This is a genomic window from Ventrimonas faecis (assembly GCF_040096075.1).
GTDB lineage: Bacteria > Bacillota > Clostridia > Lachnospirales > Lachnospiraceae > Brotaphodocola > Brotaphodocola faecis.
The window spans coordinates 27,356-49,550 of the sequence record NZ_JBBMFJ010000017.1 but is presented as its reverse complement, the minus strand read 5'-3'; the positions used below and the strand labels follow the sequence as shown (position 1 = coordinate 49,550).

Sequence of the window (22,195 nt, the reverse complement as noted above, 5' to 3'; positions counted from 1 at the left end):
CAGATTAGCCTTTTACGCCGGATGCGGCAAAGGTGTTGATGATATAGCGCTGGAAAATGAGATACAGAGCCAGCGGAATGATCATGGTGATGACGGATACGGCCATGGCAATGGTAAATTCGGTGCCGCCCTCGGCGCTGATGTACATCTGGAGCGCCAGGGAAAGCGTGTAGTTTTCCTTGCTCTTTAAGATGAGAACCGGCCATACATACTCGTTCCAGGAATTGATAAAGAAAATGATCCCGGTTGTGAGAATGGACGGGCGCACCAGCGGAAGGATGATATCGCGCATGATCTTGAGGCTGCCGATGCCTTCCATCCGTGCAGCCTCAATGAGGGCCTTCGGAATTCCGCGCATGGCCTGGCGCAGCAGGAAGATACCTAAAACATCCGCAAACTGCGGAAGTGCCACGCCCCAGATGCAATCCCGCAGACCGAGTTTTGAAATCATCAGGTAGTTTGGGATCATGGTCACGGTGAACGGGATAAACATGGTGCTCAGCATGATAAAGTAGAAAAACTGTTTTCCCTTGTAATCAAAATAAACAAAGGAATAGGCGGCAAACAGGCTGGTAATGGTTTTGAATGTGGTAACGGATGCCGCGATCAGAAATGTATTTAAGGTTATCTGGACAAATGGCAGTTTTTCAAATACATGCCGATAGTTTTCCAGAGTCGGGTGAGACGGAATGATCTCAAAAATGGTATTAAACGCGTCCTGCAGAGTCTTGAAGGAGTTGGACAGAGCGAACACGATGGGAACCAGCATGAGGAAGACGATGGCACCCAGGATCATGTGCCAGCCAATTTCCGAATGATTGTTAGTTTTCATAGTAGACTCCCTTCTCCACAAATTTAAATTCCAGAAGTAAAAGGACAATGAACAGCAGCATGGTCAGAATGGAAATGGCCGATGAGGTGCCGGTCCGGTACAGGGTAAAGGCCTCGTGGTAGGAAGCGTAGATCAGGTTGGAACTGGCGTAGTTCGGTCCGCCCTGGGTAATGACCTTGATGGGGGTGAACACATACTGGAGTCCCTGGACAATGGTGGTGATGAACACGTAAATTCCGGTGGCGGAGCTCATGGGCACAATGATGTCCAGAAAGATTTTCCACATGGGAACCTGATCCAGCCGTGCGGCCTCAATAACTTCCTGGGATACGCCGGAGACACCGGCTAAAATATTGATGAAGTTGTAGCCGAAGGTCTTCCAGGTGGTGATGATGCAGAGCACGGCAATGACCCATCCGTCGGTTTTGGACCAGAAGGGCATCTGGATGCCGAATTTACCGAGAATGATGGCCACCGGTCCGGAAATCGGGTTTAAGATCCAGGTATAGAGGATGGAGCCGACCACCAGGGAGATGACGCTGGGAAGGAAGAACACAGCCTTGTAAAAACTCTTTCCATGCCGGATCACGGCGGAGAGGATAAAGGAGAGAATATAGGGCAGCACAAAGTTCAGGACCAGCAGAACCAGAATGTAAGCAAGGGTATTGCCCAGAATCTTAAAGGTATTCGGATCCCGGAATACGGCAATGTAGTTGTTCAGACCGACAAATTTTTTTACAGGCTTTACCATGTTCCACTCAAAAAAGCTTAAGTAAAAGGTATAAAGGAGTGGGTAAAACATAAAGACTGCGAACACGGCCAGGGACGGGATCAGAAACAGATAGCCCAGAATCGTTTGTTTTTTTGTTTCTTTATTCAAGTGATTACCTCCGTAAATTCAGGAAAACCGGTACCTTCCCGTGAGCAAAAGGGAAAGTACCGGTCTGCATCTGGAATGTCAGCTTACTGTGCGTCTAACAGGGCATTGATGGCATCCTGGGTGGAAGTCATACCCTCCTCGGCAGTTACCTGTCCACCGAAGATCTGATCTCTCATATCCAGGAGCATCTGCTCAGCCTGAAGACCTGCATCACCCGGGAAGGATGTCCAGGAAACCACGCCGTCCATCTGCTCAATGGCAGCCTTCATCATCTCATTTTCAGCCAGGAAGGATTTCAGTCCGTTCTCTGCGTCTGCAACATCCTTTCTTGGCGGTACATAACCGGTTCCGATGGTCCATGCAGCCATGGATTCCACGCTGTACAGGTATTTCTCAAACTCCCATGCGGCTTCCTTTTGCTCATCGGTCTGTGCGGTGATAGCTAAGAAGCATCCGCCTGCCGGAACTTTACGCGGGCTGCTGCCCCAGGTCGGGGATTTTACGGTAGCGACATCGAACTGCGCGCTCTTCTGAACGGATGCGCGTCGGGCAATGGTGGTGTAGAGCATTGCGCAGTTGCCATCAATGAAGCTCTGGCAGCCTTCATCCCAGGAAACATGGAGAGCGGCACCGTCCTTGATGAGGTCAGCAACCATCTGCATAGCCTGAATGCCTTCCGGGCTTGCGAAGCTTGCCTGGATCTTGCCATCTGCGGTCTTGGTCAGCATGGAAGTGTTATTGCTCTCGATGAGTCCCTGCTGTGCCCAGAAATCTGCTGGCTCCTGCATATAGAAACCATATTTTCCGGTCTTTTCCTGAACAGTTCTGGCAAAGGAATCAACTTCTTCCCAGGTCTTCGGTCCCTCTTCGGAAAGCCCTGCTTCCTTCAGCAGATCGCGGTTGATGTAGAGGACCGGGCTGCTTAAAGAATACGGTATTCCGACCTGTACGCCATCGCTGTTGACGGCCAGATCCAGGACGTTTGGCAGAAAATTGTCGGTCAGGAAGGTTTTGTCAGAAGCATCATACTGGTCGATGATCTCCTGTGGGGAGGTGTAGGAAAAGTTGTTGGAAAAATAATCCAGGAAAGCCCAGCCGATCTGAACCAGTGCCGGGGTATTGCCGGTAGCGGCTTCAGCCTGCAGGTTCTGCATCAGTCCCTTATACATATCCGGGTTATATTTAGCAACAACTTCAATGTGGTCATTGTTCTCATTAAAGTTTTTTACCAGTTCATCTACGGTCAGTCCGCCCTGGTTCTCTGCATTACAGTGCCAGTACTCGATAACGGTTTTGGAACCATTGCCGGAAGCGGTGCTCTCGGCGGAAGTGGTGGCTTCGGAAGAGGCGGAACCTGCTGTGGTATCTGCGGAAGTAGACTGACTGGCTGAACCGCATCCGGTCAGAGAGATCATGGCACCAGCCATGCAAAGTGCTGTGAGACATTTTAGATTTTTTTTCATAATGTTTTTCTCCTCGTGTTAGTCTGGCAATAGGATTGGTTATGTGTTTAACAGTTTCCGATTATAGTGTTTTAAGGCCTTGACATCTATCATGAAACAGTAAAAACATTGTAAGTTTTTAAACAAGAAACTAGGAAAAATGCAAATAATTGTTAAGTATGTTAATTCTAAGAAAAATACCAAATTTGGTAGTTTGGAATTTTTGAGTTTAGTGGAATGTTAAGATTAGGGAACGGGCAATAGATTATTTCCGCAAAACACCAATATCATCAGCATCGAGTACGATGATAATGAATACGGATTTTCTTCGATGTGAGAGTTCGGAAAAGATTGGATTAAAGATTCGATTCTTATACTGCAGTCAAAATCAAATATTCGGAGAAATCTTCTGATTTTGACTGTTCTGGGGAAATTCTAATAATTTGAGTTCTAATCTTCAGTTTGATATTTTTGCACTTGTGTAATAAACCATTCTGTGATAAGTTGTATCTATCTGCACTTTCCATACTTAGATAATGGGGATTTTTTCATGTCTCAAGAATACATTACCTTTACAATCGGCCAGAAAAAGAATATTGCCCTGATTGCTCATGACAACGAAAAACAGAAACTGATTGCATGGTGTAAAGAACATAAAGCTGAGCTGGAGAAGCATAATCTTTACGGAACAGGTACAACGGCCCGCATGATCACGGATCAGACTGGACTTACAGTAAAAGGTTATAACAGCGGCCCATTAGGTGGAGACCAACAGATCGGTGCTAAGATTGTGGAGGGTGTCATTGACTTCGTGATTTTCTTTTCGGATCCGCTGACAGCGCAACCTCATGATCCAGATGTAAAAGCCCTGATGAGGATTTCCCAGGTCTACGATATTCCAATGGCCGTCAATAAATCCACTGCGGATTTTATGATTACATCCTGTTATATGAATCGTGATTACAAGCATGAAGTAATCAATTTCAAACAGCATATTGCAGATCGGGCAGAAACACTGTAGGTACCTGCCTGAGCCACGCAATGAGACCGGTCCGTCACGCCGGTCTTATATTTTTCTTTATCTGAGATATGCTGTAGCCTGGGTCATACATTTTAGCTGTTTCTGTTGCTTCTGAAGAGCTCATTCAGGAGCCAATTCCAATACTTTTTCCCTTTCAGAATGCCCGTATATGAAAAATTTGAACCGCTTTGGTTCATTTCGGGGAAAAAGAATGGCACCGGAACCGAAACTCCGATGCCTGTACATTTTCCTGTTTCATTTTGCGCCGTTAATCCTCTAATTCCCGGTCTATGAATTTTGCGGTTTTTAACACAAACTGAGCCACCTATTCTTTTGTCCAATCTTCAACTTCTAAGTCATCAACTCGGAAGAACTCTCTGGTATTATTTGTCACAAGAACCACCCCTTCTGATCTCGCATGACCGGCAATCAACATATCCATCGGACCAATTGGTGTTCCCTTTCGTTCAAGGTCTGCACGAACCTTTCCGTATTCTTCTGCAGCATAATTGTCAAACTGAAGGATAGAAATAGACGACAAAAACAATGTAATTGCTACACGGTTGCGTTCCACCGCCTGACTCTTTTCCACTCCATGCATCAGTTCTCCATAAGTAATGGACGAGATACACATATCGTCTGGATCATGCTTCAGAAAATTTTTTATGACTTCGGGCGGCTTATGCTTGATTGCATAGATACAAATATTAGTGTCCAGCATATACTTCATAGAGCTTCACGCTCCTGTACCGCAGGCTGTTCTCTGCCATCACTCATGAAGTCATCCGAGAACAGTTCCAAGCTGTTCAGGAAAGCGGACCACTTGTTTTCCTTCGGCATCAGAATAACAATATCACCGACCTTATTAATCGCCACTTCATCACCATTGAAGCGATATTCCTTCGGAAGTCGAACCGCTTGGCTCCGACCATTTTCAAATAACTTTGCAGTCATCATAGTAATGCACCTCCTTATATTATTAGTATATATCATGGTATATATTTTGTCAAGTTATTCTCTGCATTTCCAGGGATTTCGCTTTTAGCACTGTATATTTATAAATAGTGCCCCTCCAACACTATTTTTCTTTTGCTTCCTGAATAGCTGAATGCAAACAAAGTTCCCCCTTAGCTCGTTTCAAGGTGCCTGTTTTTATTTTTCCACTGACATATTATCCGCCTTTTTCATACAAGATACATTTTACTTTTTCCAACAATAGCTCATCACAAAACTTCCGGTTTACACTTTTTCGGCTGTTCACACTTTCTTTAAATACAACGATACGGCAATTTCTGAAGAACTCCTTCCTGAGTCCATTCCAACATTTTTTTGCTTTCCGAATGCCCGTATATGTAAAATTTGATAATTCTGCCCAATAAACAGAAATATGTAAGAAATTGTTAATCTCATCTTTATTGTCAGATATTCCTATTATTTCTATAATGAAAGTAAATACAAAATTGGAAATTCGCCTGTTTTCCGGAAAGGAGATGACATGATGAAACAAAAGAAGCGAGTCTGGTGGTCCTTTGATTTATGGGAGGCAAATGTATTTGAACAGTACTTGGAAGAAATGGCAGCGCAGGGCTGGTTTCTGGAGAGCGTTGGCGGTTCTGTCATGAAATTTCATAGAGCAGAACCTGCAAAGAGAAGATATGCAGCCCTTCTGGTTCCGGGAAGTTCTTCCCTCACAGGCGCGGACAGCTGGAAAGCAGAGCAGTTCCGTAAGCAGTGCCAGGAAGCCGGCTGGAATTTTGAATGCAGCGGTACTTTCTGGCAGATTTTTTATACGACGGATGATGCAGTGGAGCGCACAGGGGACATGACCGAAGAAAAGCAGTTCCTGATCCAGAAGTCACTTTCCTGGACCTGGTCGGTGAAACTTTTCTATCCTGTATTGATTATCTTAGAAGCATGGGCGATATACCGATACATACAAAACCCTGGGAAAATGTTTTCTGATCCGCTGCAACTCCTTCTTACGCTTCTTATGGTTGGGATCTGTGTTTTCTGGACAGTAACATATGTCCAGCTGTATCGATGGGTCAAAAGGTATTCCAGGGTTTTCAAAAACGATGAAACCTTTCCTAAAATGGATCTGCATCGAAAGATGAATTTTAAAAAGCATGTCATAATTTTTGATGGTATCCTGATACTGGGAGTTCTAGCATTGACATTTTCTTCTTCCATGAGGGCCTTGGCCGGTTTTATGATTTCTTCTGTACTTATTGTAGTAGTTTCATTTATTGTGAGAAGCTGGATTCGGAATAATGGAAGCGGTGATAATCACGATGACTGGATGGGATACCTGGTTGGTGTCACTGTGCTCTGCATGGTTACCATTCCCCTGTGTAATGCTGCCGCATCACATTTTCTGGGAGAAGAAGAGGCGGACATCGATAAAAAGCAGACCATATTTGCAAGCTGTCAGAATGATGAATTTAAAATAAATGGCTCTGGAACGCCGGTAGGCGTTACCATATACACAAGCCCCATCCCATGGATCATTCGCAAAACCAGCGAATGTTATCCGAAAGATATGTCAGATTGGTGGGACCAGATAGAGCAGAAGTTACCGGACGAAATGGAACATCTTTCAAATGGTATGGAAGTGGCCTGGTACCGCTATATGTTCCAGAAAGATGAAACTAATCCGGATCCAGAAAGCAATGCTTCCGTGAATAAGGAGGAACCTGCTCTGGATGAGGTAATTTTAAAAGATAAATCGCACCTGATCATTCTAGATTTCGATGGTGGAACAGATCTAGCCGGCCTGAAGGAAGCAGTGGCTACTTTCGAAGGGAGGGATCATGGTTCATGAGAATCAAGGGTATTTCCTTTATTGTGAACAATTCCAATTGTGTTTCTGTAAAGTTCTGTAAAGATTACGGATGAAACAGGTACTAATGAAGAAATTATAGAAGAAGATGCTTATCTGTATGTATTCTATTGGGCATCTATCCCTTCGTGGTACATTTTCATTGATGCCGAAGGAAATGCACTTAAGTGACAACTACTGGCTTATAGGGCTGTGAAATTGGGATTGGGAGGTAAAAAGCATGATGAAGCTCGATAATTTTATTAATATGATGACGGGATACTTTAATAACAAAGAGCAGTTTGATAATATGCAGAAAGAAGGGAAAACATATCCTTATGCAGAACACATTAATACAATCTGTAATGAGAAAATTTTGAACCTTCCTAAAGATTTTAATGGTAAATTTGTTGTTGAAGAAAGCTACTATGAGACAAATGGGAAACGCCATGCTTCCCCACATCTTTTCCTTATTACAGAGAAAGAAGATGGAATTGTGTTGTATTCTTATGAAATACCAGAAGGAGAAGATAAAAGTACGTTTTCATATGATTCTATGAAAAATGCTGACTACACTGAATTGAAAAAATCTGAAAAATTCACTCCGGCGCTCTATCATGAAAAAGATGGAATCTGGGAAGGAGGCAGTACAAGCCAGTTTTCACCGGTAATGACATTTAAGCTTTGGGAAAAGTTTTCTGATAGTTGTCTGGAAGTATCTGAAAGCATGGAAGTTAATGGAAAGAAAACTTTTGGATATGATGAACCAATTATCTATAAGCGAGTATAATCCACGAATGGTATATTGCGATAAATTCCAAATTTGCAGAATCAAGAAAATCTGAATTATGAAAGAAGAGTTTGCTTATGGGACAGATAGCAAATCAAATGGCATTAGAATTATTTTTTAAGATTAAAGAGCGCATAAAAGAAAAAAAGAAACAAAAACAAACCAATAAAAACAATGGTTCAAAGAAATCGACAACTTACAGTTTACCGATGCCAAAAGGTTAAAACAGTATATCGCGGAGACGATGGCATGAATAAGCTATACGATTTATTAAAATATATTATCTATGCGAGTTTCTACGTGATTATGATTAAAACGGGTATGGATTTCTATGAGTATAAGCGCTTTCCGAAACTATACGAATCGTATTCTGCACCGTGGTATACAGAAGCATTACTGTATATCGCTATCTCACTTTTCGTGATTGTCGTATGTTTTATGCTCAGAGTAATCATTGGACGAAAGATGAAGAAGAGGTGAGCTATATGTTTATGCTGTTTGAGATTATGTTTCCGATTATTTTCGTAATGGTTTTTGGCATGATCATCTTTCAGTTTGTGGCAGGAATCGGAACATGGCATAAAAACCATCAGTCACCGCGTTTGTCGGTGAGTGCAACCATCGTCGCAAAGCGTGAAAATATCACACATCATAGCCATGCAAATGCGGGTGACCTGTCTGGAACTCATGGCTACCATTCGACTTCCAGTACCAGCTACTATGTCACGTTTCAGGTAGAGAGCGGTGACCGGATGGAACTGCCGGTTTCTGGCAGTGAATATGGAATGCTGGCGGAAGGCGACATTGGGAAACTTACGTTTCAGGGAACGAGATATCTGTCATTTGAGCGCGTGTGATTCTGGAGTGATAGTGTGAAATAACCTAGAGATTTACAAAGAGGGGGCACTATGAAAAAGAAACAATGTATCTTTTTTGCTCTTATATTGATAATCGTAGTTGGTGTAGTAGTAGTTATCTTAAACATACCAGATAATCAGCAAACATCATTTGTTGTCGATGGAAATAATTGGTCGGGCGAAGTTGTCAATGGAGATTCTTTGCTGTTGGAGCTGAATAATGATGATAATCGTAAAGAATGGTCAATCACATTGAAACCAGAAATCTTTGTAAGCGATTATCACAACATTGTGGGAACTATTTCAGAGTTTCATATAATTGCCTTGAATGACGGAAATGGTGAAATGATATTTCAGTGCACAAATGATGATGGCAGTACTGACAAGTATATACTTGAGCTTTCTATTTCACGTCATCAAAAAAAATATCTCCAAATTGATTCCATTTCCTTCAAAAAGAGCGAATGACAATTCAAATTTCAGAGGTGGTTTTTATGTGGTTCTGGTGGTTTATTTTGGTTTGCGACTTATTGGTTCCTTTTACAATGCTAATTGCAGGGAGGATGATGTGGAAGCATTGCCCGAAACACATTAATGGTGTGATCGGATACCGGACACGGCGCTCCATGAAAAATATAGAGACATGGAAATTCGCACATGATTATTGCGGCCGACTTTGGTGGGAGCTTGGTTTATGGATGATCGTACCTTCCGTACTGGTGCATATTCCATTCTATCACAGTGATGAAGACACGATAGGAAATGTCAGTCTCATTCTGGTGATCGTTCAATGCATTGCTTTGGTTCTTTCTATTTTACTGACAGAACATGCATTAAAGAAGAGATTTCATGATGACGGAACACGCAGATAGAATATAGCGCAGGCAGAAATTCACCTAGCAGAAATATGAACATTATTGAACAAGATGAATTTACTTCTTCCTGGCACATTAATATTCTTAGTGATAATCTGGAAGTGACAGAAAGTATCGTTGCAAAACCAGTAGACTTAATCGAAAGTCTTAAAGCCAAGTAGAACGTGTGATAAAACAAGAGAAGGTGAAAATCCAGATGTCACGGTGACTGTACCACATAGGGAGGTCGGTTTAATTCCGAATAACCCCTCTTCATTTCCAACTATTCGTTAAACCAGTGTTTAGCGAATAGTTAGATGTCACTATCCCATCGTGATTTTGGGTATCATAGTTGTCAATATAAGCAATTCCAGTACAAAAATTTAGATAATCATGGTACAAAGGTCTATTCTACCGTTTTATGCCATGATTTTGCCATTTGTGTTAAAATATTTTTAGCTTATATATGGTACTAACTCACTATTTTAAAGCAATTATGGTACAAAGTCGAATAAAATTTATGTATAACATGGTACAAAGCCGTAATATTTAGGCAATCATGGTACAAAATCGCACGTGAATAATAAATAAAATTATTCCTCTCCTTTTATCTATTTTGATGTATATTTAGGATTTTATGGTACAAAGTCGCGAAGCTGTATTTATGTTAAAATAAGAAAAGAAGCTATTTCAGCTTCTTTTCGACTTTGTACCTTATTTACCATTAATTTTCGGTTTTGTACTGGTTTTGCCTCTACTGCCTGACTTTGTACTATATTATACCTAAATAATATAAGTTACTTATGGTACAAACAATTTACAAAGTCAAATAAAATCGATATCTTGAGCAATCAACTTTGTACCATTTTTACCTAAATTGACAATAGTTTAAAAATTCACTTCCTAACGTAGCAAAAATCTGTCAAAAAAATTTCCGATCATTCTGATTCATCCAGGCCTCACAGGTATTCACAACTTTTCGGTTTTCTGCAGTTTGCTTTACGCATCCATTTCTTCCTGATCTAATCCTATGTCGGTCAACGATACGCCTGGGTTTTCCTTTTTCATGCTGTAAAATGTATCTTCACCGATGATCACATGATCTATTAAGCGAATCCCCAATATTTCCCCGGCCCATGCAATCTGACGTGTTAATGTAAAATCTCCCTCAGACGGCTTAGGTACACCGCTTGGATGATTATGCGCAACCGCGATGGCTACTGCATTGGCTACAATCGCACCTTTGAATACGTTCTTGATCTCTACATTGCATGCATAGCTTCCCCCGATCGCTATAATTTCCACACCAATCGGATGCAGCTTCATATTAAGATACAGAACCACGAACTGTTCCCGGTCCATTCCATCAAAAACCGGCCTTATTACTTCCACAATTTCTTCCGGAGCTGCAATGCCGGTCGCCCTGCGCTGCTTCATTAAGTCACGATCTTTCTCCAGCCGGACCCTGTATAGACTGATCCTCTGCGTATCTTTCTTTACCTTTTTCCCCTTCATCACTTCTTCTCCCCTATTATGTTTTTACAAGCACTATTCTTTCCAACTGCAGCTATTTTCGCATTTCATAGCTCACACCTTATCATTCTCATAAGTAATAGCCTATTATCTGTAGGAAAATATTTTTCCAACAATGATGATCAGGAATATGAATGGACAAGAAAATCGAAGAACTAGACACCCGCCGTCAGACCATTTCAAAGGCAATAGCCGATTTGAGCGTCGAAACCATATCGCCCCAGCAGATAAAGAAGTTGTCCTATTATCTCGACAACTGGGAGAGCATAGATTTTAACGACAAAAGAAAAGCCGCCGATGGCTTGATTTCTACAATCAAGGCCACCAGCGACCGTGTTCAGATAGAGTGGAAAATCTGACATTTCCGCTCTATCGCCCCTCATTTCTATTTTATCTCGTTTGTACCACTTGTACACCGATGCTGAATTCATTTGAGTGTGTATCTGATCCCATTGGTCCGAATATATGTTCTATTTTCGTTGATTTCACTTCATTCTCATAGTATAATAAATCTATAATAGGACTGTATCATCACCCGATTTGAGGAGGATTTCATGCAAATATCCGAAGAATTATTCCAGAAAATTTTAGACCAGCCAAATCCGGTGGATTTGTCTCGTCTTACTCCTTATTGCTCCGACTTTACACTGGATTCATTTTCTCAATACCGTAAACATTTCAAAAATACGAGAACAGCGAATGAATATGCTTATATGTTTGCTGATTTTTTCAACCTACTGAAAAAAGATATTCTGCAGATATCTGCAGAGGATGTGCATTATTACTTTTCTTCTGTCCGCGATAAATATTCCAATCATTCCTTATGCACACGAATCCGTGCATTGCGGGCATTTGCACGGTATTTAGATGCAGAAGCCAGCAACGACACGGATGATTTCGATATGGTAGTACCGGATCTTCAGCGTGAGGAGCTGGCAGAAATTTCAGATACTGGAAGATTTGCCGGACTTTTTCCGGAGTTTTCTTTCGAATGTGAACAGTCACTTGTTGTTGGTATCACCATGCGGGATATTGACCGCGTATTATCTACACTTATGGATGAACAGAATGTAACCTTGTTTGCAATTATTTCGCTGGTTCTTCGCACGGGCATAACAACGGAAGAAATTTGTGGCTTAAAGATCCAGCAGCTGGTTACCAATGGTCAGGCTGATCAGTGTGGGATTATGATTTTGGGGATCAGGAACCGTTTTATCAAAGTTCCTTCCGACCTCTTCTCACTGCTGCTACTGCTTTCCGAACAAACAAGCAATGAAACAGGTAATCTTTTTCTGACCGGACTCAAACGATGCCCGTTTACTCAGCGCAACCTGTTATTGGAAATCAAAAAGGCCTGCCTGCGGGCCGGAGTTCGTCCTTTCACTCTGCAGCAGCTCCGTAATTTTGCCATTCTTTTAATGCTGCGCAGCCACGCCCCTGAGGAGTTGGTATCAGACTATGTTTCAACAGACTCCAGATGGATGTCCAAATACAAAGAGGCTGCCCCGAGCCTAAATGCTGCCCCCTGTGATTATGTGGCCTTATCCCTGCGATATAATAGCTGAGGAGGAAATGAATCTTGAACCGGCTACCATTTTTCAAAAGAAAACAAAAATCAAATTCATTTGAGCAGCTCTTAACTGCAACTGCTGTAAAGCCGGCCGCCATTAACATAGATTTTACCCGGTCCCACATTGAGCACAGCCTACGACAGTGGCTTTTCGCCCAATTAAAACAGGATATTGACCTGCTGCCGGATGCTGCCTTAACAGAAAAGTTTTTCTACGAATCGCAGGATTATATCATTAAGAGATTATATGATTTCTCTGCTATTCCTTCAATCCAGGAAATTGAATTAACAGATGCTTCATTTAAGGATTATGATGACTCCTGTTTGCATTCCATTGCCAGTATCCAGTTTGTATTTCAATATACCATAAAAGAATTCCGGACATACACTCTACACTGCGTGGCCGTAAATAGCACAAGGTTTGGCTGGCAGATCAGCCAAGTCACCCAGATTTAGTTTTGTCATCTATTCACTATAATTAGACAAACCAGCAATATTTATGGAGATTATTATGGACAGAACATTTCAGAAGCTTTTGCAGAGTAAAATTGATCTCTCCTCTGTGGGTGTAGAGTTCCGTGAAGATAATGCACCATACTTTTGTACGCCCAAAGGAGCATCTATATTTGGTTGGGCAGGTGTGGACGGTATCCATTTCTGTTTTATTCGGGGCTTTGGAAGTATGGTTTTTGCCATTAGCCCTATGAACTCTGCACCTAATTTTCTTCAGCCGCTGGCGAGGAATTTTGCAGACTTTTTAAGATTGCTCCTTACTTGCGGCGATGCATCAGCTTTGGAGCAAACGTGGATGTGGAACGAAGCGCAATTTAAAGCTTTTTTGCAGGACAATTCTCCAACGCAGGAACAGCAAAGAACACTTTCGGAGCTTGCCGAGAAAATGAAATTGAAGCCTATGGAGCAACCATGGGCATATATCAAAGAACTGCAAACATCTTTTGATTATGGCAAAATCAAATATACCGAGGATTATTATGATACTGATATGAACCCGGATGCAGAACCGACCATCCCGGAGTGGAAGGTCTACTTTGATGGAAACTTTTGGGGACATTCGGGAAAAGACCGTGCGGGGACAGAAATCCGAGTGGATAAGCAATTTGAATGGGCTGGGCACCATTGGACTATTCCTGCGGCGTATTCTTGTAGCAAGGGACTTGTTATGGATTTCTGTATGTGTATCCCTGCTGAGGACATGCGTAAGTTTATGAAGAAGTGGGATTTACACCCCGAAAATGACTCCTGCGAATACTTCACGCAGGAGCAGCAAATGCAAATAAATTTAGACAATCCACTTTGCCTTGACTTTATTCCTCGTTTGGAATTGAACGGGAAAATAATGCAGACTTCCCACGGTTGCTCGGTGGTCTTTAATCCATGTTTGCCAGATGGGATGATCAATGAATTGGAAGCAAAGTGGGCGTTGGAACACTATAATTTGGATATATCCTATGGGTGGATGATTTTTAGGGCAGCTTTTCCATGGACAAGTAAACGCCGTCCTGAGATAAAATCACTCTCCCTTACGATGGAGCAGCAATCGAAACGTGTCCCAGGACCACATTTCAAGACACACGCTCCCGGTGATTTGTTTTCTTTCTCCCATCCGGTCAACGGAATAAAATACACATTGACCGTACAGGAATTGGAACAGCAGATAATTTCTCAAAAGCGCATTGGCTCTGACCGTTGGTTTTATCCCACGCATTTTACTGCTATGAGCTATACGATTTCGCCTGAACCGGACGATGATATTTCAATCCGTGATTGTGCTGATGGCGATAAGCCTTTAGAAATCGCTCCTATAGCAAATCACTTTGCGCCGGAATCACAAAATGATATTGTTTGCATCGGCATTATCGGCGGTGCGCATGGGCCAACCACAATCCTGTGTGGTGACAGCAAGCCAGAAAATCTCCATGTCGCTTGCTCTGCCCTACACTTTGAACCAGTATCGGACGATATTGAATGGCGGGTTGAGTATAATATTCTCCATCCTTTGAAAAAAACATTCTTGCTCATGTAACGCGGATTCAGCTAATTCCACGTTGGGTAAAATGGACAGACAGATTACCACAGATATGTAGGAACATATCGTCGAGCGGCTGATAGAAATAGTGCATAATTAGATTAGCAAATTGGTATTTGACAGAGCGAAAGGAGCTGGATAATATGTTCATTATTATTTATGATTTTTCAATGGCAGTACTCATGTTTCTATTTGGAATATATTTTTACAAATCAAAAGGAAAAGCTGCCCGATTTTTATCTGGTTATAATATGAAATCAGCGGATGAACGAAAGAAATACGATGAGAATGCTATGTGTAAGGCATATGGAAAAAGAATGATGTTTATGTCAGTTCCTTTTATTATTGGAATAATCATAGATATCCAATATCAAGGAATAGGCTGTTGGATCGCATGGGGGATATGGCTTATTATGTTTGTTTTGTTGCTTATTGATAGACATAAAAGAGAACGTTAAATTCTTTAGGTTAGAATCGATGATGGGGTAAACGAAAAAGCAGTTTTGGCATTCCAGTGAACTGCCCCTTCGTTTACTCCATTTTCGATTTGACCTAATTGAACAAAGTGAGCGTCCGGGTAGTTGCTACCTATGGACTTTCAATCTTTTGTTCTTATCCATAATTATACAGGATTTCCTGTGCAGACGCTACAGAAATCAAGTGTTTTCAGATAAATAGGTACAACAATAAAACCTCAGGATTTTGAGGCTTAAAAACATATAAAAGATTTGGATTTTAACACCTTTGCGGTATTCTCAGTTGTGGTTTTCCAAGATGTCCACCGCAGGATTTACATACACAGATGTTTATCCCGTATAGCTGTTTCAGTATTTCCGGCATTTCCTTAGCCCTGAGCCTTGAAAGATATTTTTTACATCCGAGAAGATTCCGGCATAAAGTGAGTTTTTTGTGCTTGCTGCGGGAACATAGAAGTCCATAATGCCGGATCCTGACAAAACGTCTGGGTGGCACATGCATCAGAAAATGCCGTATAAATTCAATGCCGGAAAGGGTCAGTTCCTTCCATTGTCCTTCTTTCCGGTAATCCTTAACGGAAAAAGTAACATTTTCATCATCCATATGGATGATGCGGTGATTGCTGATAGCGATCCTATGGGTATACTTTCCAAGGTAATCAATCACAGATTGTGCACCGTTAAAAGTTTTCTTACAGTAAGGAACCCATTCTGCGTCATAACAGGAATCTATAAGTTCTTTGAATTCATAATGATTACGGTATTTTTCTGCTGTTCCATGAAACTCAAGCTGATCTGTATTCCAGAGATTTTTCAGTTCATCCATATATTTACCACGAAATACTTTGGAGATAGCCCATATAGGGAGAAAAAACTCCGTACCATTATCTTTCCACTCATTTTTCGGTGTCAGTCCACCGCCGAGCAGTATCGTATGAATATGAGGGTGGAAGTTCATTTCAGAGCCCCATGTATGAAGGATGCAGATATAACCAACGGAAGCTCCGAGGTGCTTTGGGTCTGATGTAAGTTCTTGAATGGTAGCAGAGGCTGCATGATAGAGCGTGTCATATAACAGTTTCTGGTTACTGTAAATGACCGGATTCAGAATGTCAGGGACTGTAAACACCAGATGGAAATAAGGTGCATCAAGTACATCTTCTCTGCGAGCATCCATCCACATTTCTTTTGGAATAGCCTGACACATGGGACAACAGCGGTTACGACAGGAATTATAATGAATCTGGACAGCACCACAGTCTTCACATACACTGATATTTGCGCCATAGGCTCCTGTTTTGCAGTTCAGGATGTTCCGGACAGCTTTTGCCTGTTCCGGGGATGGAGAATACTTTTCAAGGTATGCTGGATAAAAACGTCGGAAAATATCCTGGACGGTGGGTTTATTCATGGCCAGTACCTTCTTTCCTGTCAAAAGGGCTTTGAATGCCCATGAGGGATTTGTTGCTGACATGAAGATAAACTTCCGTAGATTTCGGATCACGGTGTCCAAGCAGAGCTTGAATGTTCTGCCGTTCTATGCCTTGTTCCATCAGATGGGTTGCAAAGCTATGGCGGAGACAGTGAGGGGTTGCTGCCTTTGGAAGTTCTGCATCAGCTACTGCCCGTCGCATTACCTGTTCCAGAGTACTGACTGTTAGATAATTACCAGTAAATTTATTCGGAAACAGGATGCCACGGGGACGACCTTTCTCAAACCAGTATTGTGTAAGGATATCCAGACAACGTTTGGAGAGAATGGTATAACGGTCCATTCTATTCTTGGTATCCCGGACATGGATCTGCATATTTGAACGGGAGATATCGTCATAATGAAGATGGATCACTTCAGAAACTCTCATACCTGAGGAATACATGACTGAGAACATAGCCTTATATTTGATATCATCAACAGCATCTAACAGGCGGTCAATCTCAGAGGCAGTCAGTACAGTAGGAAGCTTATGTTCTAGAATCATACGTGGAACTGTGATGTCATCCCAAAGGATATGTAGGACATTCCGATAGAAAAAACGGATGGCAGAATTGTAAAGATTCAGAGTTGTGGCTTTCAGTCCTTCCTCTTTTTTCGCAAGCAAAAAAGCCCTGACATCCTGACAGGTAAGTTCTTTGGGATTCTTATTCTGATATTTCAGAAAGTAAGAAACATAGTTTTTATAGCAACTGATGGAACGTTCTTTGAGGTTACGGATTTTCCCGGCTTCTTCAAGCTGTTCTAAATATTTTTCATACATAATAAAATCCTCCATATAAAATCAGTAGTTATCCGAAACACTGCTTTATATGGAGGTGCATTTGGGTCATAAAACCGCTTGCCAACCAAGCGGAAGGGTGGTATTCTTTTCATAGGCAGTGGGAAGGTCGATCCTGTTTGATTGTTTCGTTGTGGTGACTTAACAATACTACTTTTAGGACTTGCTTTCCACTGTTTTGTTATAGGAAAAAGAAAATCGCTATGCCACAGCCTTGGCAGGCCATCGCGCAGCGATTTTGTTCAATTCCAGTTTTAAGAACTTGCTGACAATTTAATATTACCGCATATCCCAACGGCCTATAAGCAGTAAATCTTTAAAAATGTTTGCGGCATGTTCAGCCCGCTGTTCACGCGTTGTAGTGGTGAACAGCGGGCTGAACATGCCGCCGCAATCGCTATATTGGCGAAGCAAGCCAGTATATCTGCAATTTTTCCCCTTTGGTATATTCCAGTAATACATCACTATAAGTCGCGCCCTATATGATATCAACATCTGGCCATCACATTCCAGTAAATGACATAATTCCGAAAAACAGACAGATTACAGCTCCGTAGAAATATAAGAATCCACCAAACACTGGCTTTCTTGGGCGGTTTTCCGTGATGAGATCCGGCCGGTCTGGCTTATAATATCCAACCACCTGCTTTCCCACATCTCGTTTACTGGAAACTGACTGACGGCTGCTGTACCGGTATGTTTTTCCATTCACCGAATATTTCCTCGTTTCATACCACAGGCCAAACCGCGCCCAATAAAACTTCTGTGTTTCTGCACTCAGAGCCAGAAAGCTGTGCTCCGCACATTCCTTCATCATGTGATGAAAACGGTATGTAATGCCATCCGGTAGCCGCTTTACAAAGGCATTCTGTTCCGTCAGCCTAGAAATCGTCTGTCCTGCCTGCGCATCCCCAGTAATAAACTGTGCCATTTCCACTGTAAATTCATCGGCCAGACCCATGACTGCCAAAAACTCCCGCTGCTTCTCTGGCAGCGGATCAATCATAGCCGCGGTAAATGTGGTATAAATATCGGAAGTGCGTCCCGGCAATACACCGTACTCAGAAAGTGTCAGCAGATTCAGATAAACCGCGGATCCCCTCGCTGGAATAAAGCAGGCTTTCAACCTGCGCTTCAGAAAGATTGGTTCTGCACCGGTGCGCGTAGACAGCCAGTTCCGTATGGTTCAGGCTATTCCGGGCAGATATAATCACGTAAAAATACAAAACCAGCGCGGGCAAAAGCATCCTGCACACTTCTCCAAAAGATGGCAAGATTATCGGAATAAACGCTGATGCGGATAACCTTTAAGGTTTCTGTCCTGGTGCACTCAGCCAGATACCAGTTTACCGCGGTTGTCTTTCCGTAACCATGGGCACAACCACCGTGGTCAGAGCGCTGCGGGAGATAGGCCGAAAACTCTCCTACAGTCTTTCTGATATGTGTATGGCATTCAGCTTCCATTTCGCTTTTGGCATATGCTTCCCCGTGTATTCCGTTGTATCACGAATGACCCCCTGTTTCTATTATCCAACCGCTTTTCTATCTGCAATCTTATCGAATGCTACTTTCAGCTCCTCTACACTGCCTACCCGAATACCTTCAAACCGGCCATTCTTTCCATTAATTCCGTTCAACCATTTTATGCCTGTACCTCCGGCCGTTTCCCATCGTTTCAAGTTTGGTGTATGATCATCCACCAGAATATCCATTTTCCCCAGTTTCCGATGCAGCATGGTCTCAACAAATTCTGCCTTATTCTTTCCATAAGGGACAAAGAGACAGTGCGAAGAGCTGATTCCCGGCAGGTACTTATCCAGCCACTTTTTCTTTTCTAAAAGCGCTCTGGTATCTGTATAGTATGAGGAAAGGATATTCATATTCTCATCTGCTTCCAGAGCAGCACCTAAAAAATCCAATAATTCTGTTTCGGGCTCCAGGTCTGTATAATATCCGGGTTTTCTGCTTTCCTCCACTGGAACATCGCGCCATTTTGCAATCGTCCCATCCATATCAAAATACACCCGCATATTACTTTTTAGTATCATTTTCTTCTGCATATATAATCAGTCCTTTTTTGTTTCTGGTTCAAAAATCTCAAGCTTCCGGAAGCTATTTCTTTATTTTGCAAACATTTGTTCTTAATTCTAGCAAATATACTCTGCCTGCGCAAGCCCTAGCAAAAAACTTCACAAAGATGACGCTGTACAGGCCAACTCTGTGAAGTCTTTTAATGGAAAGGGGATTTTTAATTATGAAATTCAAACGCTTGATGTCCAACTGCTTTTTGTAAGGGGTTATAAGGTTTTAATGAACCTTCCAAAAGCAATTCTGCCCTCTTCTGTATTCTTATATACACCGGCACATTCCAGAACCCGGACAAAGACTTTTCCAATTTCTTTCTGCAGAATGGTATGAATGTTCTCCTCTGTTATTTCATAGGATCCAATCCATGCATCTACCCAGTCCGCATGCTTTTCAATCTCCGGATTGCTGCGGATATCCTGTTTTTCAAGGATATATTGTTCCAGAAGCGCCATTTCCTTTTTCAGCCGCGCCGGCAAAACAGCCAGTCCCATTACTTCGATCAGGCCAATATTTTCCTTTTTGATATGGTGAAGGTCTGCTGACGGATGGTATACGCCCCACGGGCACTCGTCCGTTGTAATGTTGTTTCGAAGTACCAGATCCAATTCATACAGATCTTCATGCATTCTTGCAATCGGAGTGATCGTATTGTGCGGTGTTCCATCTGTTTCACTAAAAATGAAAGCTTCCTTGTCGGTATACCCACGCCATGCGGTAAGGATATGGTCTGCTGCCAGAGCGATCCGCTCTGTATCAGTTCCTCTTAACCGGATAACGGACATAGGCCATCTCACGATACCTGCAGTCAGATCCTCATAGCCCGGAATGACAAATTTACTCTCATAAGGTGCCTTGGCCATTGCAAAAACGTAGCCGCCGCCCTGAAAATGATCGTGGCTTAAAATGGAACCGCCGACAATCGGAAGGTCCGCATTGGAGCCGGCCGTATAGTGCGGAAACATCTTTACAAATTCCAGCAGTTTCTTAAATACAGCCTGGTCAATCTTCATTGGCCGGTGCGCTTCATTGAAAATGATGCAGTGTTCATTGTAGTAAACATACGGAGAATACTGTAGGAAATACTGTTCTCCGCCCAGTTTGATCGGGATCACCCGGTGGTTCTGCCTTGCCGGATGAGAAAGGTTTCCTGCAAACCCTTCGTTCTCTTTGCATAAGAGGCAGTTCGGATATCCAGTACTTTTCACCGCGCCGGCCCGGGCAATATCTCTCGGATCTTTTTCCGGCTTAGACAGGTTAATGGTAATATCAATCGGGCCATACTCGGTATCCGTTACCCATTTTTCATCTTTTGCGATGCGGTCTGTACGAATATAGTTCGTATCCTGGCTCAATTTATAGAAATAATCTGTGGCCTTTTTGCTGTCTTCCTGGTAAAGGCTTCGGAACCGGGCTCTGACGACAGACGGAAGCGGAGTTAACAGCCCCATGATCCTGGTATCAAATAAATCTTTCCATGTAATGGTATCTTCTTCCAGGATCCCCTGCTGGTGAGCATAAGAGACCATATTCTCCAGAATTTCAGCTAATGGTCGGCTATTCAGGATTTCTTCTTCATGAAACTCCGAAAGACGAAAGAGATCTAATAACTGATTTGTCACAAAAATCTGATCATCCTCCGACACCAGACCACATTTTAAGCCATAAACCACAAGTTCATTGATCAGCGTATTGATCATAGCAATCTTCCCCCTTAATCAGCTTTGTAACCATGCGGATGGACCTGATGCCATTTCCAGGCTGTTTCAATGATCACTTTCAGATCTGCATACTGTGGTTTCCATCCCAGGATACCTTTTGCTCTTCCACTGGAAGCGATCAGAGTTGATGGATCTCCTGCTCTTCGTGCTTCTTCCTTTGCCGGGATCGGATGTCCGGTTACTTCTCTGGCAGTTTCCACAACCTCTTTCACAGTAAAACCGACTCCGTTTCCAAGGTTAAAGATATCGCTCTTTCCACCATTACGCAGATAGTTCATGGCCAGGATATGGGCCTGGGCGAGGTCATTGACATGGATATAATCCCGCACGCAGGTGCCATCTTTTGTATCATAATCCGTGCCGAAAATGGAAATATACTCTCTCTGATGGTTCGGGACCTGAAGGATCAGCGGGATCAGATGTGTTTCCGGATTGTGGGCCTCACCGATTTTTCCATTCGGATGTGCTCCGCAGGCATTGAAATAGCGCAGGGAAACATATCTCAGATTGTGGGCAACGGATGTCCAGTGGAACATTTTTTCCATAGACAGTTTGGTCTCGCCATAGCAGTTGGTAGGCAGAGTTCGGTCTGTTTCCAGGATCGGAATACTCTCAGGCTCTCCATACGTTGCCGCGGTGGAAGAAAAGACAATTTTATCAATTCCATGGGCCACCATGCTCTCCAGAAGGACTTCGGTACCGCATAAATTATTGCTGTAATACTTAAGCGGTTCTTTCATGCTTTCGCCAACCTGGGAGCTTGCAGCAAAGTGGATTACTCCGTCAATATCCTCTTTTTCAAAAACAGAATCCATAAAAGCTCTGTCCCGGATATCGCCCTGATAAAATCTTGCTTTTGGATGTACAGCCTCTTTAAAACCAGTCAGAAGATTATCAACAATCACTACGTCTTCTCCTGCATCGATCAGCTCATATACCGTGTGAGATCCGATATAACCGGCTCCACCTAATACCAAAATACTACCCATCTTCATG

The 22,195-nt window shown here is 42.6% G+C and carries 26 protein-coding genes; 13 read left to right on the top strand and 13 right to left on the bottom strand.

The genetic code is table 11. From position 1 onward, the window contains the following. Positions 1-4 precede the first annotated feature (4 nt). The 3 genes from WMO41_RS09255 to WMO41_RS09245 all read right to left on the bottom strand — a co-directional run bounded on the left by WMO41_RS09255 (position 5) and on the right by WMO41_RS09245 (position 3,175). Entirely contained in the window at positions 5-832 is an 828-nt protein-coding gene (locus WMO41_RS09255) for a carbohydrate ABC transporter permease (RefSeq protein WP_118656217.1), read from the bottom strand. Continuing rightward, entirely contained in the window at positions 822-1,712 is an 891-nt protein-coding gene (locus tag WMO41_RS09250; protein WP_118586863.1) for a carbohydrate ABC transporter permease, read from the bottom strand. The genes WMO41_RS09255 and WMO41_RS09250 overlap by 11 nt, the downstream gene beginning before the upstream one ends. 83 nt (positions 1,713-1,795) lie before the next feature. Further along, positions 1,796-3,175 (bottom strand): ABC transporter substrate-binding protein, encoded by a 1,380-nt coding sequence (locus tag WMO41_RS09245; RefSeq protein ID WP_349229493.1) that lies wholly within the window; start codon positions 3,173-3,175, stop codon positions 1,796-1,798. Positions 3,176-3,704: 529 nt separating this feature from the next. On the opposite strand from WMO41_RS09245, the gene WMO41_RS09240 reads away from it, so the two are divergent. Next, complete coding sequence (locus WMO41_RS09240; RefSeq protein ID WP_349229492.1) at positions 3,705-4,175, top strand: methylglyoxal synthase; 471 nt, start codon at positions 3,705-3,707, stop codon at positions 4,173-4,175. Between the two features lie 325 nt (positions 4,176-4,500). On the opposite strand, the gene vapC is transcribed toward WMO41_RS09240, so the two are convergent. Both vapC and vapB read right to left on the bottom strand, forming a co-directional pair. After that, on the bottom strand, positions 4,501-4,905 hold the full coding sequence (gene vapC / locus WMO41_RS09235) for a type II toxin-antitoxin system tRNA(fMet)-specific endonuclease VapC (RefSeq protein ID WP_349229491.1): 405 nt from the start codon (positions 4,903-4,905) through the stop codon (positions 4,501-4,503). Then, positions 4,902-5,132: a type II toxin-antitoxin system antitoxin VapB gene (vapB, locus tag WMO41_RS09230; protein ID WP_118562441.1), complete on the bottom strand. Its 231-nt coding sequence runs from the start codon at positions 5,130-5,132 to the stop codon at positions 4,902-4,904. Before vapB ends, vapC begins: the two co-directional genes overlap by 4 nt. 538 nt (positions 5,133-5,670) lie before the next feature. Here vapB and WMO41_RS09225 point away from each other — a divergent pair. From WMO41_RS09225 to WMO41_RS09195, 7 genes are all read left to right on the top strand, one after another. Continuing rightward, the gene (locus tag WMO41_RS09225) at positions 5,671-6,996 is read left to right on the top strand and encodes a DUF2812 domain-containing protein (RefSeq protein ID WP_349229490.1); all 1,326 of its coding nucleotides are present in this window, start codon (positions 5,671-5,673) and stop codon (positions 6,994-6,996) included. 238 nt (positions 6,997-7,234) lie between these two features. After that, entirely contained in the window at positions 7,235-7,783 is a 549-nt protein-coding gene (locus tag WMO41_RS09220; protein ID WP_349229489.1) for a hypothetical protein, read from the top strand. A 77-nt stretch (positions 7,784-7,860) separates the two neighbouring features. Further along, positions 7,861-8,007 (top strand): hypothetical protein, encoded by a 147-nt coding sequence (locus WMO41_RS09215; protein ID WP_349229488.1) that lies wholly within the window; start codon positions 7,861-7,863, stop codon positions 8,005-8,007. A 261-nt stretch (positions 8,008-8,268) separates the two neighbouring features. Beyond that, a complete protein-coding gene (locus WMO41_RS09210; RefSeq protein ID WP_349229487.1) occupies positions 8,269-8,640 on the top strand; it encodes a DUF2500 domain-containing protein in 372 nt (123 codons plus the stop codon). A gap of 51 nt (positions 8,641-8,691) precedes the next feature. Then, complete coding sequence (locus WMO41_RS09205; protein ID WP_349229486.1) at positions 8,692-9,108, top strand: hypothetical protein; 417 nt, start codon at positions 8,692-8,694, stop codon at positions 9,106-9,108. 26 nt (positions 9,109-9,134) lie between these two features. Continuing rightward, positions 9,135-9,512, top strand: coding sequence for an SdpI family protein (locus WMO41_RS09200; RefSeq protein WP_349229485.1), 378 nt, complete (start codon positions 9,135-9,137; stop codon positions 9,510-9,512). A gap of 35 nt (positions 9,513-9,547) precedes the next feature. Then, positions 9,548-9,676 carry a hypothetical protein gene (locus WMO41_RS09195; RefSeq protein WP_349229484.1) on the top strand — a complete coding sequence of 43 codons (129 nt, stop codon included), beginning with the start codon at positions 9,548-9,550 and terminating at the stop codon, positions 9,674-9,676. Between the two features lie 817 nt (positions 9,677-10,493). On the opposite strand, the gene WMO41_RS09190 is transcribed toward WMO41_RS09195, so the two are convergent. Further along, positions 10,494-11,009 carry a JAB domain-containing protein gene (locus WMO41_RS09190; protein ID WP_349229483.1) on the bottom strand — a complete coding sequence of 172 codons (516 nt, stop codon included), beginning with the start codon at positions 11,007-11,009 and terminating at the stop codon, positions 10,494-10,496. A 152-nt stretch (positions 11,010-11,161) separates the two neighbouring features. On the opposite strand from WMO41_RS09190, the gene WMO41_RS09185 reads away from it, so the two are divergent. The 5 genes from WMO41_RS09185 (at position 11,162) to WMO41_RS09165 (ending at position 15,102) form a co-directional block, all read left to right on the top strand. Beyond that, on the top strand, positions 11,162-11,386 hold the full coding sequence (locus WMO41_RS09185; protein WP_353963971.1) for a hypothetical protein: 225 nt from the start codon (positions 11,162-11,164) through the stop codon (positions 11,384-11,386). A gap of 195 nt (positions 11,387-11,581) precedes the next feature. Continuing rightward, positions 11,582-12,592: a site-specific integrase gene (locus WMO41_RS09180; protein WP_349229482.1), complete on the top strand. Its 1,011-nt coding sequence runs from the start codon at positions 11,582-11,584 to the stop codon at positions 12,590-12,592. A gap of 14 nt (positions 12,593-12,606) precedes the next feature. Continuing rightward, positions 12,607-13,053 (top strand): hypothetical protein, encoded by a 447-nt coding sequence (locus tag WMO41_RS09175; RefSeq protein WP_349229481.1) that lies wholly within the window; start codon positions 12,607-12,609, stop codon positions 13,051-13,053. 43 nt (positions 13,054-13,096) lie between these two features. After that, the gene (locus tag WMO41_RS09170; protein WP_494338442.1) at positions 13,097-14,641 is read left to right on the top strand and encodes a hypothetical protein; all 1,545 of its coding nucleotides are present in this window, start codon (positions 13,097-13,099) and stop codon (positions 14,639-14,641) included. 146 nt (positions 14,642-14,787) lie between these two features. Continuing rightward, positions 14,788-15,102 carry a DUF3784 domain-containing protein gene (locus tag WMO41_RS09165; RefSeq protein WP_349229480.1) on the top strand — a complete coding sequence of 105 codons (315 nt, stop codon included), beginning with the start codon at positions 14,788-14,790 and terminating at the stop codon, positions 15,100-15,102. Between the two features lie 277 nt (positions 15,103-15,379). Here WMO41_RS09165 and WMO41_RS09160 read toward each other — a convergent pair whose 3' ends face one another. From WMO41_RS09160 to galE, 7 genes are all read right to left on the bottom strand, one after another. Then, the gene (locus tag WMO41_RS09160) at positions 15,380-16,531 is read right to left on the bottom strand and encodes an IS91 family transposase (protein ID WP_349229513.1); all 1,152 of its coding nucleotides are present in this window, start codon (positions 16,529-16,531) and stop codon (positions 15,380-15,382) included. Then, positions 16,524-17,375 carry a tyrosine-type recombinase/integrase gene (locus tag WMO41_RS09155; RefSeq protein ID WP_349229479.1) on the bottom strand — a complete coding sequence of 284 codons (852 nt, stop codon included), beginning with the start codon at positions 17,373-17,375 and terminating at the stop codon, positions 16,524-16,526. The genes WMO41_RS09160 and WMO41_RS09155 overlap by 8 nt, the downstream gene beginning before the upstream one ends. A 520-nt stretch (positions 17,376-17,895) precedes the next feature. Continuing rightward, positions 17,896-18,519 carry a winged helix-turn-helix domain-containing protein gene (locus WMO41_RS09150; protein WP_349229478.1) on the bottom strand — a complete coding sequence of 208 codons (624 nt, stop codon included), beginning with the start codon at positions 18,517-18,519 and terminating at the stop codon, positions 17,896-17,898. A gap of 65 nt (positions 18,520-18,584) precedes the next feature. Next, positions 18,585-18,857, bottom strand: a complete 273-nt coding sequence (locus tag WMO41_RS09145) for a hypothetical protein (RefSeq protein ID WP_349229477.1) — start codon at positions 18,855-18,857, stop codon at positions 18,585-18,587. 62 nt (positions 18,858-18,919) lie between these two features. After that, on the bottom strand, positions 18,920-19,453 hold the full coding sequence (locus tag WMO41_RS09140; RefSeq protein ID WP_349229476.1) for an HAD family hydrolase: 534 nt from the start codon (positions 19,451-19,453) through the stop codon (positions 18,920-18,922). Between the two features lie 237 nt (positions 19,454-19,690). Beyond that, positions 19,691-21,178, bottom strand: coding sequence for a UDP-glucose--hexose-1-phosphate uridylyltransferase (locus WMO41_RS09135; RefSeq protein WP_349229475.1), 1,488 nt, complete (start codon positions 21,176-21,178; stop codon positions 19,691-19,693). Positions 21,179-21,192: 14 nt separating this feature from the next. Beyond that, the gene (gene galE / locus WMO41_RS09130) at positions 21,193-22,194 is read right to left on the bottom strand and encodes a UDP-glucose 4-epimerase GalE (RefSeq protein WP_494338441.1); all 1,002 of its coding nucleotides are present in this window, start codon (positions 22,192-22,194) and stop codon (positions 21,193-21,195) included. Position 22,195 lies beyond the last annotated feature (1 nt).

Excerpts from the sequence above, each read along its gene's own strand:
- WMO41_RS09145 (WP_349229477.1), bottom strand. The coding sequence starts at position 18,857 with ATGGAAGCTGAATGCCATACACATATCAGAAAGACTGTAGGAGAGTTT.
- WMO41_RS09220 (WP_349229489.1), top strand. The coding sequence starts at position 7,235 with ATGATGAAGCTCGATAATTTTATTAATATGATGACGGGATACTTTAAT.
- WMO41_RS09200 (WP_349229485.1), top strand. The coding sequence starts at position 9,135 with ATGTGGTTCTGGTGGTTTATTTTGGTTTGCGACTTATTGGTTCCTTTT.
- WMO41_RS09210 (WP_349229487.1), top strand. The coding sequence starts at position 8,269 with ATGTTTATGCTGTTTGAGATTATGTTTCCGATTATTTTCGTAATGGTT.
- vapB (WP_118562441.1), bottom strand. The coding sequence starts at position 5,132 with ATGATGACTGCAAAGTTATTTGAAAATGGTCGGAGCCAAGCGGTTCGA.
- WMO41_RS09165 (WP_349229480.1), top strand. The coding sequence starts at position 14,788 with ATGTTCATTATTATTTATGATTTTTCAATGGCAGTACTCATGTTTCTA.
- WMO41_RS09185 (WP_353963971.1), top strand. The coding sequence starts at position 11,162 with ATGGACAAGAAAATCGAAGAACTAGACACCCGCCGTCAGACCATTTCA.
- WMO41_RS09205 (WP_349229486.1), top strand. The coding sequence starts at position 8,692 with ATGAAAAAGAAACAATGTATCTTTTTTGCTCTTATATTGATAATCGTA.
- WMO41_RS09245 (WP_349229493.1), bottom strand. The coding sequence starts at position 3,175 with ATGAAAAAAAATCTAAAATGTCTCACAGCACTTTGCATGGCTGGTGCC.
- vapC (WP_349229491.1), bottom strand. The coding sequence starts at position 4,905 with ATGAAGTATATGCTGGACACTAATATTTGTATCTATGCAATCAAGCAT.
- WMO41_RS09180 (WP_349229482.1), top strand. The coding sequence starts at position 11,582 with ATGCAAATATCCGAAGAATTATTCCAGAAAATTTTAGACCAGCCAAAT.
- WMO41_RS09135 (WP_349229475.1), bottom strand. The coding sequence starts at position 21,178 with ATGATCAATACGCTGATCAATGAACTTGTGGTTTATGGCTTAAAATGT.
- WMO41_RS09195 (WP_349229484.1), top strand. The coding sequence starts at position 9,548 with ATGAACATTATTGAACAAGATGAATTTACTTCTTCCTGGCACATTAAT.
- WMO41_RS09155 (WP_349229479.1), bottom strand. The coding sequence starts at position 17,375 with ATGTATGAAAAATATTTAGAACAGCTTGAAGAAGCCGGGAAAATCCGT.
- WMO41_RS09215 (WP_349229488.1), top strand. The coding sequence starts at position 7,861 with ATGGGACAGATAGCAAATCAAATGGCATTAGAATTATTTTTTAAGATT.
- WMO41_RS09190 (WP_349229483.1), bottom strand. The coding sequence starts at position 11,009 with ATGAAGGGGAAAAAGGTAAAGAAAGATACGCAGAGGATCAGTCTATAC.
- WMO41_RS09255 (WP_118656217.1), bottom strand. The coding sequence starts at position 832 with ATGAAAACTAACAATCATTCGGAAATTGGCTGGCACATGATCCTGGGT.
- WMO41_RS09160 (WP_349229513.1), bottom strand. The coding sequence starts at position 16,531 with ATGAATAAACCCACCGTCCAGGATATTTTCCGACGTTTTTATCCAGCA.
- WMO41_RS09240 (WP_349229492.1), top strand. The coding sequence starts at position 3,705 with ATGTCTCAAGAATACATTACCTTTACAATCGGCCAGAAAAAGAATATT.
- galE (WP_494338441.1), bottom strand. The coding sequence starts at position 22,194 with ATGAAGATGGGTAGTATTTTGGTATTAGGTGGAGCCGGTTATATCGGA.
- WMO41_RS09225 (WP_349229490.1), top strand. The coding sequence starts at position 5,671 with ATGATGAAACAAAAGAAGCGAGTCTGGTGGTCCTTTGATTTATGGGAG.
- WMO41_RS09170 (WP_494338442.1), top strand. The coding sequence starts at position 13,097 with ATGGAGATTATTATGGACAGAACATTTCAGAAGCTTTTGCAGAGTAAA.
- WMO41_RS09140 (WP_349229476.1), bottom strand. The coding sequence starts at position 19,453 with ATGCAGAAGAAAATGATACTAAAAAGTAATATGCGGGTGTATTTTGAT.